At 60.8% G+C, this 14496-nt stretch carries 11 protein-coding genes; 1 reads left to right on the top strand and 10 read right to left on the bottom strand.

Translation table 11 applies throughout. The features are described from left to right. Positions 1–208: 208 nt before the first annotated feature. Positions 209–2086 carry an ATP-binding protein gene (locus AS156_RS05255; RefSeq protein ID WP_066500924.1) on the top strand — a complete coding sequence of 626 codons (1878 nt, stop codon included), beginning with the start codon at positions 209–211 and terminating at the stop codon, positions 2084–2086. 48 nt (positions 2087–2134) lie between these two features. On the opposite strand, the gene AS156_RS05250 is transcribed toward AS156_RS05255, so the two are convergent. The 10 genes from AS156_RS05250 to AS156_RS05205 all read right to left on the bottom strand — a co-directional run bounded on the left by AS156_RS05250 (position 2135) and on the right by AS156_RS05205 (position 14458). After that, on the bottom strand, positions 2135–2344 hold the full coding sequence (locus AS156_RS05250; protein WP_066500922.1) for a hypothetical protein: 210 nt from the start codon (positions 2342–2344) through the stop codon (positions 2135–2137). A 2-nt stretch (positions 2345–2346) separates the two neighbouring features. Further along, complete coding sequence (locus AS156_RS05245; RefSeq protein WP_066501014.1) at positions 2347–5235, bottom strand: class I SAM-dependent DNA methyltransferase; 2889 nt, start codon at positions 5233–5235, stop codon at positions 2347–2349. A gap of 120 nt (positions 5236–5355) precedes the next feature. Further along, positions 5356–6018, bottom strand: a complete 663-nt coding sequence (locus tag AS156_RS05240; RefSeq protein ID WP_066500920.1) for an SOS response-associated peptidase — start codon at positions 6016–6018, stop codon at positions 5356–5358. 14 nt (positions 6019–6032) lie between these two features. After that, on the bottom strand, positions 6033–6644 hold the full coding sequence (locus AS156_RS05235; RefSeq protein WP_066500918.1) for a hypothetical protein: 612 nt from the start codon (positions 6642–6644) through the stop codon (positions 6033–6035). 252 nt (positions 6645–6896) lie between these two features. Beyond that, a partial coding sequence (locus AS156_RS05230; RefSeq protein ID WP_210184210.1) for a hypothetical protein occupies positions 6897–7655 on the bottom strand: 759 nt, incomplete at its 3' end. A gap of 374 nt (positions 7656–8029) precedes the next feature. Beyond that, positions 8030–8515: a peroxiredoxin gene (locus AS156_RS05225; RefSeq protein ID WP_066500916.1), complete on the bottom strand. Its 486-nt coding sequence runs from the start codon at positions 8513–8515 to the stop codon at positions 8030–8032. A 109-nt stretch (positions 8516–8624) separates the two neighbouring features. Beyond that, on the bottom strand, positions 8625–9182 hold the full coding sequence (locus AS156_RS05220) for a DUF924 family protein (RefSeq protein ID WP_066500915.1): 558 nt from the start codon (positions 9180–9182) through the stop codon (positions 8625–8627). 24 nt (positions 9183–9206) lie between these two features. Next, positions 9207–10889: a long-chain fatty acid--CoA ligase gene (locus AS156_RS05215; RefSeq protein ID WP_066500913.1), complete on the bottom strand. Its 1683-nt coding sequence runs from the start codon at positions 10887–10889 to the stop codon at positions 9207–9209. Between the two features lie 160 nt (positions 10890–11049). Next, a complete protein-coding gene (locus AS156_RS05210) occupies positions 11050–12480 on the bottom strand; it encodes a D-alanyl-D-alanine carboxypeptidase family protein (RefSeq protein ID WP_066500908.1) in 1431 nt (476 codons plus the stop codon). A 196-nt stretch (positions 12481–12676) separates the two neighbouring features. Next, on the bottom strand, positions 12677–14458 hold the full coding sequence (locus AS156_RS05205; protein WP_066500907.1) for a glucan ABC transporter ATP-binding protein/ permease: 1782 nt from the start codon (positions 14456–14458) through the stop codon (positions 12677–12679). Positions 14459–14496: the final 38 nt, after the last annotated feature.

Here is a 14496-nt window from a genome sequence, read left to right as displayed (position 1 = left end):
ATATTAGTGGACGCAGCAAAACCGGGAAAGGCGGGTACCAGATATGCCGATGGCGGGCGGTGCCGCGATCCCGCGCCATGTCGTTCGGCCCAAAGTACCTTTCAAAAGCTGAAATGATCCTGTGGAGATCGGGGTGTCCGGTCCCGAGCAGTAAGGACAACGCGCAACCCTATGTGGTATGCGCTCTGCTTCAAGGCCGGGGGGCTCCATGAGGCTGACCAAGCTCAAGCTAGAGAATTTTCGCTGCTTCAAAGACGAAGTTTGCATCGAGTTCGATGACATCACCGCGATCGTGGGCCGAAACGATGTTGGAAAATCCACCATCATGGATAGTCTCGCGATCTTCTTCGAGGAGGCCAAGCCCGACAAGGACGATGCCTGCCTTTCAGGCGATCGCAAGGCCGTGCGGATCACTTGCGAGTTCGACGATCTTCCCGAGAAGATCATCTTGGATGCCGACTACGAAACCAGTCTGGAAGCCGAGTATCTCGTTAATCTCGACCGGCGGCTCGAAGTCCGTAAGACCTTCGACGGCTCGCTCGCGACCCCCAAGCTTACCTCCGTGGAAGCTGTCGCCGTGCATCCCACTGGAAGCGGAGTGAACGACTTACTACAGCTAAAAAAAGCTGACCTTGTCGCACGCGCCACTGAACTCGGGATCGACCTCTCCGATGTAAACAAACAAGCAAATGCGCCGATCCGAGCTGCAATTTGGGGCGGCACGCAGGCGCTAAAATTGGACCTCGTGCCTGTTTCCTTGGAGAAGGAAGGCGGGAAGCAGGTTTGGACCGCTCTCGCTCCTTACCTTCCAGCGTTCGCCCTGTTCAAATCTGACAGAGCGAGTACCGACCAAGACGCGGAGGCGCAGGATCCACTAAAGGCGGCCATTCGCGACGCGTTAAAGGCTGTCGAGCAGGATTTAGCCAAGATCCAAGCCCACGTCGAAGCCGAGGTCCGAAGGATCGCGGAGGCGACCGTCGAAAAGATCAAGGAGATGGATGCATCCGTCGCACAAACCCTTAATCCCGTTGTAACGACCAAGAAGTGGGACAGCCTATTCCAAACCAGCATCACGGGTGACGAAGGAATTCCCCTCAACAAGAGAGGGAGTGGGGTCAAGCGCCTTGTGCTCCTGAACTTCTTTAGGGCGAAGGCCGAGAAGGCGGCGATTGAGAGGCAGGCGGGCTCGGTCATTTATGCGATTGAAGAGCCCGAGACGGGCCAGCATCCGCGAAATCAGCGCATGTTGATGTCTGCGCTCTCTGATTTGTCTGCGACCGCCGGGCGGCAGGTAATTGTAACCACTCACACGCCGATGCTCGCTCGGGCGCTTCCTGACACGTGCCTACGCTTTATTGAGGCCCATGAGAACGGCACTCGGACGGTTGCTGCCGGTGGGCCTGACACAAACGCTCGGATCGCACATTCGCTGGGCGTCTTGCCGGATCATTCCGTCAAATTGTTCGTGGGGGTTGAAGGAAAGCACGACATCTCCTTCCTCAAGGGCATGAGCAAAGTGCTCAGGGCCGACGGAGTGGATGTGCCGGATATTGATGCGCTTGAGATTTCCGGTGAACTCATCTTCTTCCCGTTCGGGGGCAACAATCTAGCGCTTTGGACGTCGCGACTTCATCCCCTGAACAGGCCCGAGTTCCACATCTATGACCGCGACAACCCACCGCCGCAGCCCGGGAAGTACGATACATTTGCCTCCGAAGTGAATGCGCGTGACGGCTGTTCCGCCGTCACGACCAGTAAGCGCGAAATGGAGAATTTTCTCCATCAGGAGGCCATTCTGGAAGCCTACCAAGACGCAAACATTACCGTCACCTTTGGAGCGCCGTTTACCGACTTCGACGACGTTCCCACGCTTGTTGCGCAGGCAGCGCACGCAGCAACAGCAGATGCACCTTGGCCCGCCGATGCTCCAAAGAAATGCAACAAAAAAACCGGGCAGGCAAAGTCGTTGCTCAATACAGCGGCGGTTACCAAGATGTCCCGCGCGCGTCTCGCTGAATGTGATCCGGGAGATGAGGTAATCGGCTGGCTCCGGCATATCGGAGAGCGGGTGGCGCAGGCGCAATAGGTATCGGGCCTTCAACGTGGTTGGCTGGGGCGCGCGCGGTGCGCGGCCTCAATCGCTCGAGGTATCGGCTGCGTTGCCACGGTCGATCTCGTGCTGCGCAGCGACAGCGAGTTTCAGCAACTGTTCATTGAATGCCTTGACGGTCTCAAGAGGCGCTTTAGCTGCTTCGATCGAGTTCGCTTCTAAGGCGCTCTCGACAGCGCTCTTGATGGCATCTGCGATCAAGATCAAAGTGCCCGGGTCGATGGTAGTTGCCATGACTATTCCGTTGGTGCGGTTTCGGCTAGAAGCTCACCCGGCGCCGATCCCGCGGCCCTCTCCTGATTGAGCGCAAACAGCCGCGCAAGCGCATCTTCTTCCGAAATGTCGGTCGGCCAATTGTACGCGGCGGCGACGGCGGCATCCAGCTCGGCATGGGCGTTCGCCAGCCAGGTCGGTCGTTCGTTGTACAGGTTGGTGAGCGTGCGCTTCTTGAGCGCGCGTTCTGCATCTTCGTTTATCGGAACGAAGCGGTCGGGAAAGCCAGCGACGACCTCTGGCTCGCGTCGGACTAAGTCGGCGGGATTTAGCCAATTCTCGCGCAACTTATGCAATTGGTCGGCAGCCTCAGCGATCTTTTTCGCGCGGGGATCATTTGCGGAAGCCGCAGCAGGGATATTCGGTGCAAGTCCAACCGGGAACGGAAATGTCTCAAACCCTGTGCTTGGCGTATACTGCGGGTCGTTGCCGACGCCATGCCAACCACCAAGTCGAAGCGACCAAGCCTCGTGGAAACGACTATGTAAAATGCCGAAGGTGGCATCATCGTCGCGAACCACTATGTTTATCCGGCTATCGGGCAGCACCTTCAATGACACCCAGACAAAAATGCGATGCTTCGAAACACGAGGCGTGGCGATCAAACGCTTCAGCCCGATCGTTTTCTTGCGCAAACCGGGAACAGTTTCTCCATGCTGCCACCAGAAAATTCGGCGGCGCTCGCGATTGTTTTTATCCCTCAACGGTTTCACGTTCCGTCGAACGTACTCGAACGGTGCTTCGTATACCGCTGCGTCCTTCTCAGGCATGTCAGCGAAGTCAACAATCCAGCGGTCAGATGATCGCCTTGTCACGTCTTGTCCATTCAGCCACGGACGAACGACGTCGGAGTTAGATCGCCCATTTGGGTTTCGCGGCAACTGTAGCCAGTTTCTTGCCGTGTCGCCCGGAACATCAAATGGCCCCACCTTTACCGGTCCTTGGAAGCACCAACCGACGTTTTCAGGCAGGGGCAGAGCTTTCGTCAGATCGACAGTATCCCCGGTGAGATCGGCATGGATTGAGGTGACCCGTTTGCCATCCAACCGATACTGACGAGGATTATCTATCTCTCTGGCGAAACAGACGAGCGAAACGCGAACAGCCGCTCCGTCCACCACCCATGGCTCGTCAGCCCAGGCGTCGAAGATAGTTGCGCCTGCTGAAATCTTGTCCAGCACGGACCTATTCGAGCCGCGGCGAATAGCCTGTGTGGACACGAGCCCGGCCGATTTGGATAAGCCGGCTTCGACCGCCGCCCTAGCTTTTTCGAACCAGTACACAACTAGATCGACCCCGCCCGGCACGCGACCGGCGAACTTTGAACGTAGTTTGTCAACATAAGCCGTGCCAAGTACACTCAACATCGCCTTGTCGCCGAGAAACGGCGGGTTGCCGACGATTGCGTCAGCGTCCGGCCACGTCGCTTCGCTGCCATCTTCGTTCAACACTGCATCGCGACACTCGATATGATCGAGAGGCTTCAATATCGGTCGGTCAGAGACCCCGAAACCGTTCCGCCGCATCCATTGAATTTCGCCAATCCACACGGAAACGCGCGCCAACTCCGCGGCGTAGGGGTTGATTTCAATCCCTTTGACGGCGGCCGGGCCGACCTGCGAGAACTCTCGTTGGAGACCCATCGCCTCAGCTTCTATGCTGACGCGATGTTCGATATCCTTGAGCGCAAGAAGCGCGAGATAGAGGAAGTTGCCCGACCCACATGCTGGGTCGAGAACTCTAAATGCGCGAAGCTTATTCAAGAAGGAGCGATATTCAGCAACGGCTTGATCGTGTGCTTTCGTGCGCGCGCTTGCCGATTTCGCGGAGCGAGATTTCTCTACTGACTTTGCTATTTCCGCCTTTGCTGTTTCCCACTCTGCCAGCCACGGACGCACAATCACAGGATCGACGATCATCATGATCTTATCTCGATCCGTGTAGTGGGCACCCAACTGCGACCGCTTGTCCGGATCAAGGCCGCGTTCAAACAGCGTGCCGAGAATGGATGGGTCGATTTCCGCCCAATCCAAGTTCGCCGCGACCAGCGTTAGCGCGATGTCGTCTTTGTCTAGTGGCAGAGCCGTGTCATCGTTGAAAAGGCCGCCGTTGAACCATGCTACATGCTCAAAGCCGACCCGTCCTCCGGACTGCATCGCCTTAAAAAGGTCGCTCGCAAGTGACTGGAATTCGTCTGGCCGCGAGGAGGCATGTTCCAGCATCCGCTTGAACATTTTGTTCGGTAGAAGATCGACGTCTTCGGCGAACATGCAGAAGACTAGTCGATTGATGAAATGGGCAACAGTCTCGGCGGGGCGGCCTCGATCACGCAGGCGCTGTGCGAGTTTAGCGAATTCGGCCGCCGCCTCTTCGGTGAGCGCCTGGCGGGTCTTGCCGGGTTTGAGCCTCTCAGGGTCGGAGAAGACCGACTTGAGTTTTTGCCGGACGTTGGCGTCGCGCAGATCGTCGAGGCCAAATTCGTGAACCGCCGAAACGCTATTGGTCCAGTTGGTATGGATTTCGAACCGATCCATGTCGCAGACGACCAGCAGCGGCGGATTTTCGAGCGCTAGGGCATATTGTTGCAGCTGCGCAAAGGCAGCCTTGAGGTCCTTCCGCTTTCCCTTGTACTCCCAGCCGAAATGGTCGCGCTTCCAGACGTCGGCCCAGCCCTCGCCGCCTGTGGTCTTGGTCGCGCCACGCTCAAAGGCGTACCATTCGCCTTTCGGATCGACATCCGTCGGCGCCGGTTCGTCCAGCATCCGGCACAGATCAATGAAATGGGATTGAGCCGCCGCCCGCTCGTTCAGTTCGGCGCTTTTCCACTTTCGAATAAATTCATCGGGTGTCACTTCGGCTGGCCCCCGGCTCACCTGACAACGGTATCGCATTAGTTGCATCAACACGGACCGCCGCGTCGGGTCAACCCCTGCGTAAGTTCTCTCGCACTGATACTGGCTGGTTTGGCCGGATTACGCCGCGACCCTATCCTCTTTGTCTGCCCCTCGTAACACGATCCTGAGCGCGTCATCCGGCAATGGGCGCTGCAACGCGTTGGCCTCCACCCACTGCGCGCGCATCCAGACATCGCGTTCTTCATCGGTGGTCAGGATCACCGGCATGGCCTTGGGATGGATCGGCTCGACGATCGCGTTCGGCGCCGTCGTCAGGAAGCCGTAGACGAGATGCGGCCCCGGGATCGGCTTGGACTTGGTGCCACGGTCGCCCTTGAACTCGGTCCAGATGCCCGCGAACGCGAAAAGCGGCCGGTCCTCATTCAGCGCGAACCAGACGACATCCTTTTTCTTGGTCCCGGGGTTCGGCTCGGGCGCATATTCGGCAAAGCTGTTGGCGGGGACCAAGCAGCGGTTCTCGGGCTTGAGCCAGCCGCGCCAATGTGGTGACGACGTGTTGCGGATGTTCGTGACTGGCGGGCCTCCGGTGCGCGGTGGAGGTGGCATGCCCCACCGCATCAACACCATCTCGCTTCCGGCGTCCGTATTGCGAACGACCGGCGCCGGATAGTCCGGAAAGACGCCGGGCATCGGGGCCAGGTTGCCGACGTAGCGATTGACCACGCGGAACAGGTTGATCATCGCGGATTGATTGGTGGTGATCGAATAGAGATTACACATGTCGGGCGGTGCCGTTAATCTTTCTTGTGATGGTCGTGATCTAGCCTCATATTGAACAAGCTCGGATCAATTTGGGCTTGGTCAGAGAGCGTCTTGTAGATGGAATGATAGAGTTTACGGAGTAGCTCATTGGTATCGATCAGAAGATCGCCTAGCAGGGTAATGCCTTCATCAAACACAGAGTGAATAAGAACAAATTTTGGCCCGTTCTCTTCATCGTCATCCAGCGGCACATCAAAGGTTTTAGCAGTCATTCGCATCATCTCTCGATCCGAGTGGGCGATGATTTTGTTGCGCATCCGAATAAGACGCCGATGCAGTGCTTGCTGCGGCTCAGTCAACTGAGCCTTCGCCATTTTTAAGGTCAAGGGCGGAACGCCGCCCTCGGACTGCGAGAAGGGCCTGCCGTATGCAATGACCAGCGTAGTTTCAAAACAGCGAAACCGCCGCAGTTCAATTTTACTATATTGTCCCTGCGGATCGCACTCGTAAAGGAAATCGCAGGCACTCAAGGCAAGCTGGAAATCGCCTAGCGAATACAAGAGCCGAATTCGGCGACGCTCCTCTTGGAGAGCTCTGGGATGGTCGTTTGGCGAGAAGCTCTCGCTTTTCTTTTGAGTTGCCATGTTGACCCGTTCCTAGCCTGTCACGCTCACTGCGTCTTCCGCCACAACCCGCAACGTCCCAAAAGTAGGTGTCTCGCAAGAGACTGCACATTGTGAATGTCGTAAGCAGTCAGGCTCCGAACTTTATCGCTAAACCGATGCGTGCTGACCTTGCTCCTAAGCCAACTCGCCATCGCGATGCCGTCGATCAAGCTCAGTTCGACATCTCGCACCGTTCCTCGCGACCACTTCGGCTTCCTTACTGCGGCGGGNGGGTGGTCGCTTAGCCAATTCAATCCGGGTCGGTCGGCCTCTCAGCGACCAAACGTGCGTTTCGGTGATGTCAATCCCGCCATTGCGCAATCGAGCTTCAAGGTCGGCACGCACTCTGGCGTTCCAAGTGCCATCCGGCATCCTGCTCGCCTCGTTCTGTCTAACCCTCACTTCAAAGCCCAACTCTTCGATGACGGAGTAGGCTAGCGCGACTGCATTGGCGCTATAGACGTGCTCCATCGCATCACGTCCAACCAAGAACCTTTTTGGGCCTCCCATTGAGGGGTCAAGATCGACAATCGGCGGGCTCGCTAGGCCATAGCTGAGGCGCAACTTGTGCACGGCGTAGCTTATCGATCGGCGTCTGCTTGCGCGCCCCGCAAGAACACAAGCCCGCATCAATCCTTCTCTGAGTGTCGAGAACTCTGCCCGCTCTTTGGAGCCTTCTTCCCGAAGTCTCTCGATTTCGAATGGCTGTGGCAGGAAAAAAGCATCGCCACCGCTCATCACTACAACGGAAGCGAGAAACAGGTTGAAGGCTCGGAGGGCTGCATCGTGGCTTGAGGCATCGATCATGATCTCGCCGGTCGGCCACACCTCGTCATTTAAAACCTCGGCACGCGTTCGGTGCGGTCGGTATTGCTCCCCTGATGCAAGGCCGTATTCGCCCGGCCGCTTTACAAAGGTAAACCCGGCCCCTCGCACCGCAGATGGAGCCTCCTTGGGATCGCGGGTAAAAAAGTTGCTATGAAAAATCATCGAGGGCCAAGCAAGCAGCTCTCCGACGATTTTGTCTCACTCGGCGCCCTGCTAGTACAGATAGCGGCTCAGCTTGCTAACAATTTTCGCGCTCACTATGCTGCTTCGCACCCGAGCGTCTCCGGGTGTGCGGCAGCTCTTCCTGACACTCGGCGGATACTGACCCGCCGAGCCATTGATCTCTCAACGCTTTTTACGTTGGAAGGTCTCCCACAAGGGGAGAAGGGAAGAAACGCTCGCCGCGCCAAAACGGTCATCGCCCGCGCGGGCGGGCGATCCAGTATTCCTGAGAAAGTGGTTTTGAAAAGGTGAGGCCGCGGCGTACTGGGTCGCCCGGTCGAGCCGGGTGATGACAGTGTGCCTGCGGCACCAGCTTAGAGCTGCCCGAGCAGCGTATCGCCGCCGGAGACTTCGACCTTGCCCGGTGCGGGCTCGAGGTTGAACTTCTTCACGACGCCGTCCTCGACCAGCATCGAGTAGCGCTTGGAGCGGATGCCGAGGCCGTTGCCGGAGGCGTCGAGCTCCATGCCGATCGCCTTGGTGAAGTCGGCATTGCCGTCGGCGAGGAAGGTGGCTTCGTCGCGCTGGTCGGTGTCGCGCTTCCAGGCATTCATCACGAAGGCATCGTTGACCGAGACGATCGCGATGGTGTCGACACCCTTGTTCTTTATGGCGTAGGCGTTGAGGAAGATGCTCGGCAGATGCATCTTGTGGCAGGTGCCGGTATAGGCGCCGGGTACCGCGAACAGCGCAACCTTCTTGCCCTTGAAAATGTCGTCGGTGGTTTTGACCTGCGGTCCTTCCGCGGTCATCACACGAAACTTGGCTTCCGGCAGCTTGTCGCCAACCTTGATCGTCATGCTAATTCTCCCTTCGGTGAAGCGGAATTGTCTTAAACCCGGCGGTCGGACGGCACAATACGATCTGGCGGAAGAACGGCAATGCCGGAGGGCAGTCACTGTTCCGTCATCAGCCGGAAAAGCCTCCAGCATCGAGGAAAGCCTGCTCCTCCGGCGTCGTCGGCCGGCCCAGGACGCGGTTACGGTGCGGGAAGCGCCCGAACCTGCGGATGATGTCGGCGTGGTCCTCGGCATATTTGAGGTTATCTGGGTGGCCGCCGGAGTGCCGGATCAACTCGACGCAGCGCTGCTGGTCGGCGAGATGCTCCGAATGCATGAAGGGCAGATAAAGGAATTCGCGCAAGTGCGGATCGACGCGCTCGTCGACGCCACGATCGATCGCACGGCCCGCGACCTCGCGCGCCAGCGCATCGCTGGCAAAGGTCTGCGCGTCCTGGCGAAACATGTTGCGGGGAAACTGGTCGAGCACGATGGTCAGCGCCAGCGCGCCGTCGTCGCTCGCCTCCCATGAGGACAATTCGCCTGCAGCCGCCTTCTCCCAGGCCGCGAGAAAGCGGTCCCGGATCTCGGCATCGAACGCGTCGTCGCGCTCGTACCAGCGATCGCGTCCGACCACGCGCCAGAACGCGAGGACGTCAGCCGCTGTCGCGAGGCCCGCATCAGTCATCGCTCGACGCCGTCAGCGCTCGCCTCATGCCGCGGCCTTTTTCTCGTCGCGCAGCTCGCGGCGCAGGATCTTGCCGACATTGGTCTTCGGCAGGTCGGTCCTGAACTCGATCTGCTTCGGCACCTTGTAGGCGGTGAGCTGCGTGGCCGCGAACTTGATGATGTCCTCGGCGGTGATGTTCGGGTCCTTCTTGACCACGAAGGCCTTCACCGCCTCGCCGGACTTCGCGTCGGGCACGCCGATCACCGCGCATTCCAGCACGCCCGGATGGCTCGCGAGCACCTCCTCGATCTCGTTCGGATAGACGTTGAAGCCGGAGACCAGGATCATGTCCTTCTTGCGGTCGACGATCTTGGTGAAGCCGTTCTCGTCCATCACGCCGATATCGCCGGTGCGGAAATAGCCGTCCGCGGTCATCACGCGTGCGGTCTCGTCCGGCCTGTTCCAGTAGCCCGCCATCACCTGCGGGCCCTTGGCGCAGATCTCGCCGGCCTGTCCGATCGGCAGCTCGTTGCCGTCATCGTCGCGGATCGACAGATAGGTCGAGGGCACCGGCAGGCCGATAGAGCCGGAGAACTTGTCGGCGTCGGCCGGGTTGCAGGTCAGCGTCGGCGAGGTCTCGGACAGGCCGTAGCCTTCCGACAGCGGGCAGCCGGTGACCTTCAGCCATTTCTCCGCGACCGGCTTCTGCGTCGCCATGCCGCCGCCGAACGACGTCTTCAGCTTGGAGAAGTCGAGCTTGTCGAAGCCGGGCGTGTTCAGCAGGCCGTTGTAGAGCGTGTTGACGGCCGGGAAGCTGTTGACCTGGTACTTCGACAGCTCCTTGACGAAGCCTGCCATGTCGCGCGGGTTCGGGATCAAGAGATTGACGCCGCCGGCGCGCACCGCGAGCAGGTAGCAGGCGGTCAGCGCGAAGATGTGATAGAGCGGCAGCGCGCAGACGATGAAGAGCTGCTCGACATGCGGCGGCTTCTTCAGCGCCGGCTGCAGCCAGGCATCGTTCTGCAGCACGTTGGCGAGCACGTTCTGGTGGATCAGGGTGGCGCCCTTGGAAACGCCCGTCGTGCCGCCGGTGTATTGCAGGAAGGCGACGTCCTCGCGCGTCAGCGTGGGCTTGTTGAACTTCATGCCGCGGCCGGCCGCGAGCGCGTCGTTGAATGCGACGGCGCCCGGGATCGACCAGGCTGGCACCATCTTCTTCACGCGCCGCACCACCAGATTGACGATCACGCCCTTGAAACCGAGCAGGTCGCCCATGCTGCCGACGATGACGTGCTTGACTTGCGTGTTACCGAGCACCTTCTGCACCGTGGTGGCGAAGTTCTCCAGCACGATGATCGCCTCGGCGCCGGAATCCTTGAGCTGATGCTCGAGCTCGCGCGGCGTGTAGAGCGGATTGACGTTGACCACGGCAAAGCCGGCGCGCAGCACCGCGGCGGTCGCTATCGGATATTGCAGCACGTTCGGCATCATCAGCGCGACGCGTGCCCCCTTCTGCAGGCCCTTGCTCTGCAGATAGGCGCCGAGCGCGGTCGACATCTGGTCGAGGTCGCGATAGGTGATCGCCTTGTCCATGCAGATGAAAGCCTTGCGATCGGCAAACTTCACGAAGCTTTCTTCCAGCAATTCGACCAGCGATGAGTATTGCGTGATGTCGATATCGGCAGGCACGCCGGCCGGATATTCCTTGAGCCAGATGCGCTCCATGGTGGTCAATCCCCTCTCATGACGTTGCCCGGCGTCCCGGATTGCTTCCGGGTTTTTGCGGGCTTACCGCGTTGTTTTCGGCAGTATTGAGCGATGCCGCGGCCAATGGCAAGCCGCTGCGCGCTATCGACGCATCGAGAGGGGAGGGCCCCCGGGGTGGCTAACCGGCCGGCTGCTTGGCGTCGCTCTTCGGCTTGCTCGAAGCTTTCGGCTTCGCCGCGGGCTTCGCGGCGGCCTGCTTGTCGGCGGGCTTTGCGGCCGGCTTCGCGGCTGCGGAATCCGATTTCGCGTTGGCGTGACGCGCCGGCTTCGCCGCGGCCTGCATGCTGTCGGACTTGTCCTTCTTGGCATCGCCCTTGGCGTCAGCGGCCGAGTCGGACTTCTTGTCGACCTTGATGACGACGCGTGTACGCTTGCCGCGCTTGGGCGCTGGCTGCATCTTCTCGCTGTCGGCTTCGACCGCCGCGGCCAAGGCCGCGCCGGTCTTGGTCGGACCGGTATAGACCACGACCGGCTCCGACGCGGCAGCCGGCAGCCCCAGCAACTCGGATGGCTTCGGCATCGCCGCCTGCAGGCCGGAGGCGAAGAAGGACATGGTGCTGCCCTCGCCATTGGTCGCCGAACCGCCGGCGCTGTTGGCGACGGTGTCTTCGTCCTCGTCACTGGCGGGCCGCTTGCGCTTGGGCCCGCACATCTCCTCGTGCAGGTTCGGCGGCGAGGCGTCGATCGGTGCGAGGTTTTCGACGGTACCCAGCGACGGCCGCAGCCACGCCAGCCCGTTGCCGCCAAAGCCGCGGTCGAGCAGCTGCGCGGCGCGGACCGCACGCATGCGGCCCGAGGAGGCGCCGAGCACGACGGCGATCAGCCGCTTGCCGTCGCGCGTCGCCGAGGCAACGAGATTGTAGCCGGAGGCGCAGATGAAGCCGGTCTTGAAGCCGTCGGCACCCGGATAGCGCCCGATCAGCTTGTTGAAGTTCGGCGTGATCCGGCGGCCAAAGCGGATCGACGGGATATGTACGAAGTATTCGTATTCGGGCAGGTCGCGGATGATGGCGCGGGCGAGGATCGCCATGTCGCGGGCCGAGGTGATCTGGCCGTCGGCCGGCAGGCCGTTCGGGTTGACGTAGCTCGTCTGCGTCATGCCGAGCTTCCGCGCGGTCTGGTTCATCATCGCCGAGAAGCCATCGATCGAGCCGCCGACGCCCTCAGCCAGCACCACGGCCATGTCGTTGGCCGACTTCACCAGCATCATCTTCAGCGCGTTGTCGACGGTGACCTGGGTACCGGGCCGGAAGCCCATCTTTGAGGGCGATTGCGAGGCTGCGGTCGGCGACACCGTGAGCAGCGTGTCGAGCGACACGCGGCCTTCCTTGACCGCCGTCAGCGTCACATAGGCCGTCATCAGCTTGCTAAGCGACGCCGGGTACCACGGCATCGTCGCGTTGTCGGCCTGCAGCACCTTGCCGCTATCGGCTTCGATCAGCAGCAGCGCTTCGGCCTGAGCCGTGCGCGGCAGCGCGACGGCCAGCAACGCGACGGCAAGAATCCACTTCAACGACGGGTTGCGCAGCAGCGGGCGAAAGAGATGCACGAGGTTCCGGTCCTATGAGACCCGCCTGCAACAGGAGGTCTTTGCGAGTATCGTTCGGGTTTCAAGCGTGTCCGGGGGCCGCGATGCGGCGATGCAAACCCTATACCGGCTTGCCAGCGGAGAACAGAGCCCACCCAACTTAATCGTGGACGAAATCGGCTGAATTTCGGCAGCCGCCTCAATTGGAAAGCCGGAATTAAGGCGCTTCCAGATCGGCGCGTTGCTGCTCCTGAAACATGAACTGGGCACGCGCGAGGTCAGCAAATCGCCCGCCTTTTGCCACCAGTTCATCGAAAGTTCCGCTTTCGATCACGCGCCCCTGATCGAACATCAGGATGCGGGTGGCGTGACGGATTGTGGAGAGGCGGTGGGCGATGACAAATGTGGTGCGCCCCTTCATCACTTCATCGAGAGCAGCGTTGACCTTGGCCTCGGTGACGGCGTCGAGCGCGCTGGTTGCCTCGTCGAGGATCAGGATCGGCGGATCCTTCAACAATGCCCGCGCGATCGACAGCCGCTGCCGCTCGCCACCGGACAGCATCATGCGGCCGCGTTCGCCGGCATGGGTCTCGAATTTCTTGTCGCTGCGCTCGATGAAATCCAGCGCCTGCGCGCGCGCCGCAGCGGTACGCAGTTCCTCATCGGTGGCGTCAGGCTTGCCGACACGCAGGTTCTCGGCAATCGAGCGGTTGAACAGCAGCGCTTCCTGGAACACCACGCCGATGTTGCGCCGCAGCCCGGTCAGCTTCAGCGCGCGTATGTCCATACCGTCGATGTTGATGATGCCGGACTGCGGATCGAACGCGCGATGCAGCAGCGCGATCGCGGTCGACTTGCCGGCGCCGGTCGGCCCCACGAGCGCGATGGTCTGGCCGGGCAGCGCGGTGAACGAGAGATCCTCGATCGCCGGCCGCTTGCCGTCATAGGAGAACGAGACGTCGTTGAACTCGACGAGGCCGGAGAGCCGTCCGGGATCGACCGCGCCGGGCCGGTCGCGCACCGCCGGCACCGCGTCGAGCACGTCGAAGAATTCCCGCAGCCGCGGCGCCTCCATGAACACGCTGTTGATGAAGCTCACGACTTGCTCGAGCTTCTGGATCAGCATGGTGGCGAACGAGACGAACATCACGATCTCGCCGACCGTGGTCAGACCCTGGCTGTGCAGCGCGATGCCGACGGTGAAGATCGCGAGCACCGTGATCGTGGTCGAGGCGCGGGTGATGACGGTGACCAGCGCCCACCACGACAGCACCGGCATCTGCGCGGCGAGCAGCTTGTCGGCGACAAAGCGCAACCCCTGCACCTCGGAATCGATCCGCACGAAGCTCTGCACCAGCGCGACATTGCCGAGCGCGTCGGAGGCGCGCGCCGAGAGGTCGCTGTAATATTCCTCGACCTCGCTCTGCATGCCGTAAGTCTTGCGCACCACCATCGTGGTCAGGATGGTGAAGACGACGCAGAGCGCGAACAGCAGGATGGCGAGGCGCCAGTTGAGATAGAGCGAGAGCGGCAGCAGCACGACGAGCGACATGATCGCAGCGAAGTGTTCGCGGAAGAAACCGAGCCAGAGCCGCCACAGCGCGTCGGTGCCGTTCAGCATCACCTTCATCAGCCGCCCCGAATGGGTGCCGGAATGGAAGGTTAGCGGCAGCTGCATGATGTGCTCGAAATAATCGGTCAGCACCGCCTGGCGCTGGCGGTGCGCCAGCCGGTCGGCCTGGAGTGCAACCACCGCGCTGCAGCCGATCGTGAAAAGGCCGAACGCAACCCAGGCGCCGAGCAGCGGCCACGGCGAGTCGGTCGCGAACGTGCCCGTCACCGGGCGGCCCGACAGCACGTCGACGATCTTGCCGAACAGCACCGGCTCGGCGAATTGTGCGCCGGCGAGCAGCAGGTTGGCGCCGGCGAGAATCCAGCCGAGCCGGGCCTCCTTGCCGAGCAATTCCAGAACGCGGGTGTAGAGGCGGAGCATGGACATGCCGGCGGACCCTTGAGCCACAGACCCGCCCGATCAGG

Source organism: Bradyrhizobium macuxiense (assembly GCF_001542415.1).
GTDB classification, from domain to species: Bacteria; Pseudomonadota; Alphaproteobacteria; order Rhizobiales; family Xanthobacteraceae; genus Bradyrhizobium; species Bradyrhizobium macuxiense.
This window is presented reverse-complemented; position numbering and strand designations above follow the sequence as displayed.

Coding starts and splice junctions, on each gene's coding strand:
- AS156_RS05255 (WP_066500924.1), top strand. CDS start 209: ATGAGGCTGACCAAGCTCAAGCTAGAGAATTTTCGCTGCTTCAAAGAC.
- AS156_RS05250 (WP_066500922.1), bottom strand. CDS start 2,344: ATGGCAACTACCATCGACCCGGGCACTTTGATCTTGATCGCAGATGCC.
- AS156_RS05240 (WP_066500920.1), bottom strand. CDS start 6,018: ATGTGTAATCTCTATTCGATCACCACCAATCAATCCGCGATGATCAAC.
- AS156_RS05235 (WP_066500918.1), bottom strand. CDS start 6,644: ATGGCAACTCAAAAGAAAAGCGAGAGCTTCTCGCCAAACGACCATCCC.
- AS156_RS05225 (WP_066500916.1), bottom strand. CDS start 8,515: ATGACGATCAAGGTTGGCGACAAGCTGCCGGAAGCCAAGTTTCGTGTG.
- AS156_RS05220 (WP_066500915.1), bottom strand. CDS start 9,182: ATGACTGATGCGGGCCTCGCGACAGCGGCTGACGTCCTCGCGTTCTGG.
- AS156_RS05215 (WP_066500913.1), bottom strand. CDS start 10,889: ATGGAGCGCATCTGGCTCAAGGAATATCCGGCCGGCGTGCCTGCCGAT.
- AS156_RS05205 (WP_066500907.1), bottom strand. CDS start 14,458: ATGTCCATGCTCCGCCTCTACACCCGCGTTCTGGAATTGCTCGGCAAG.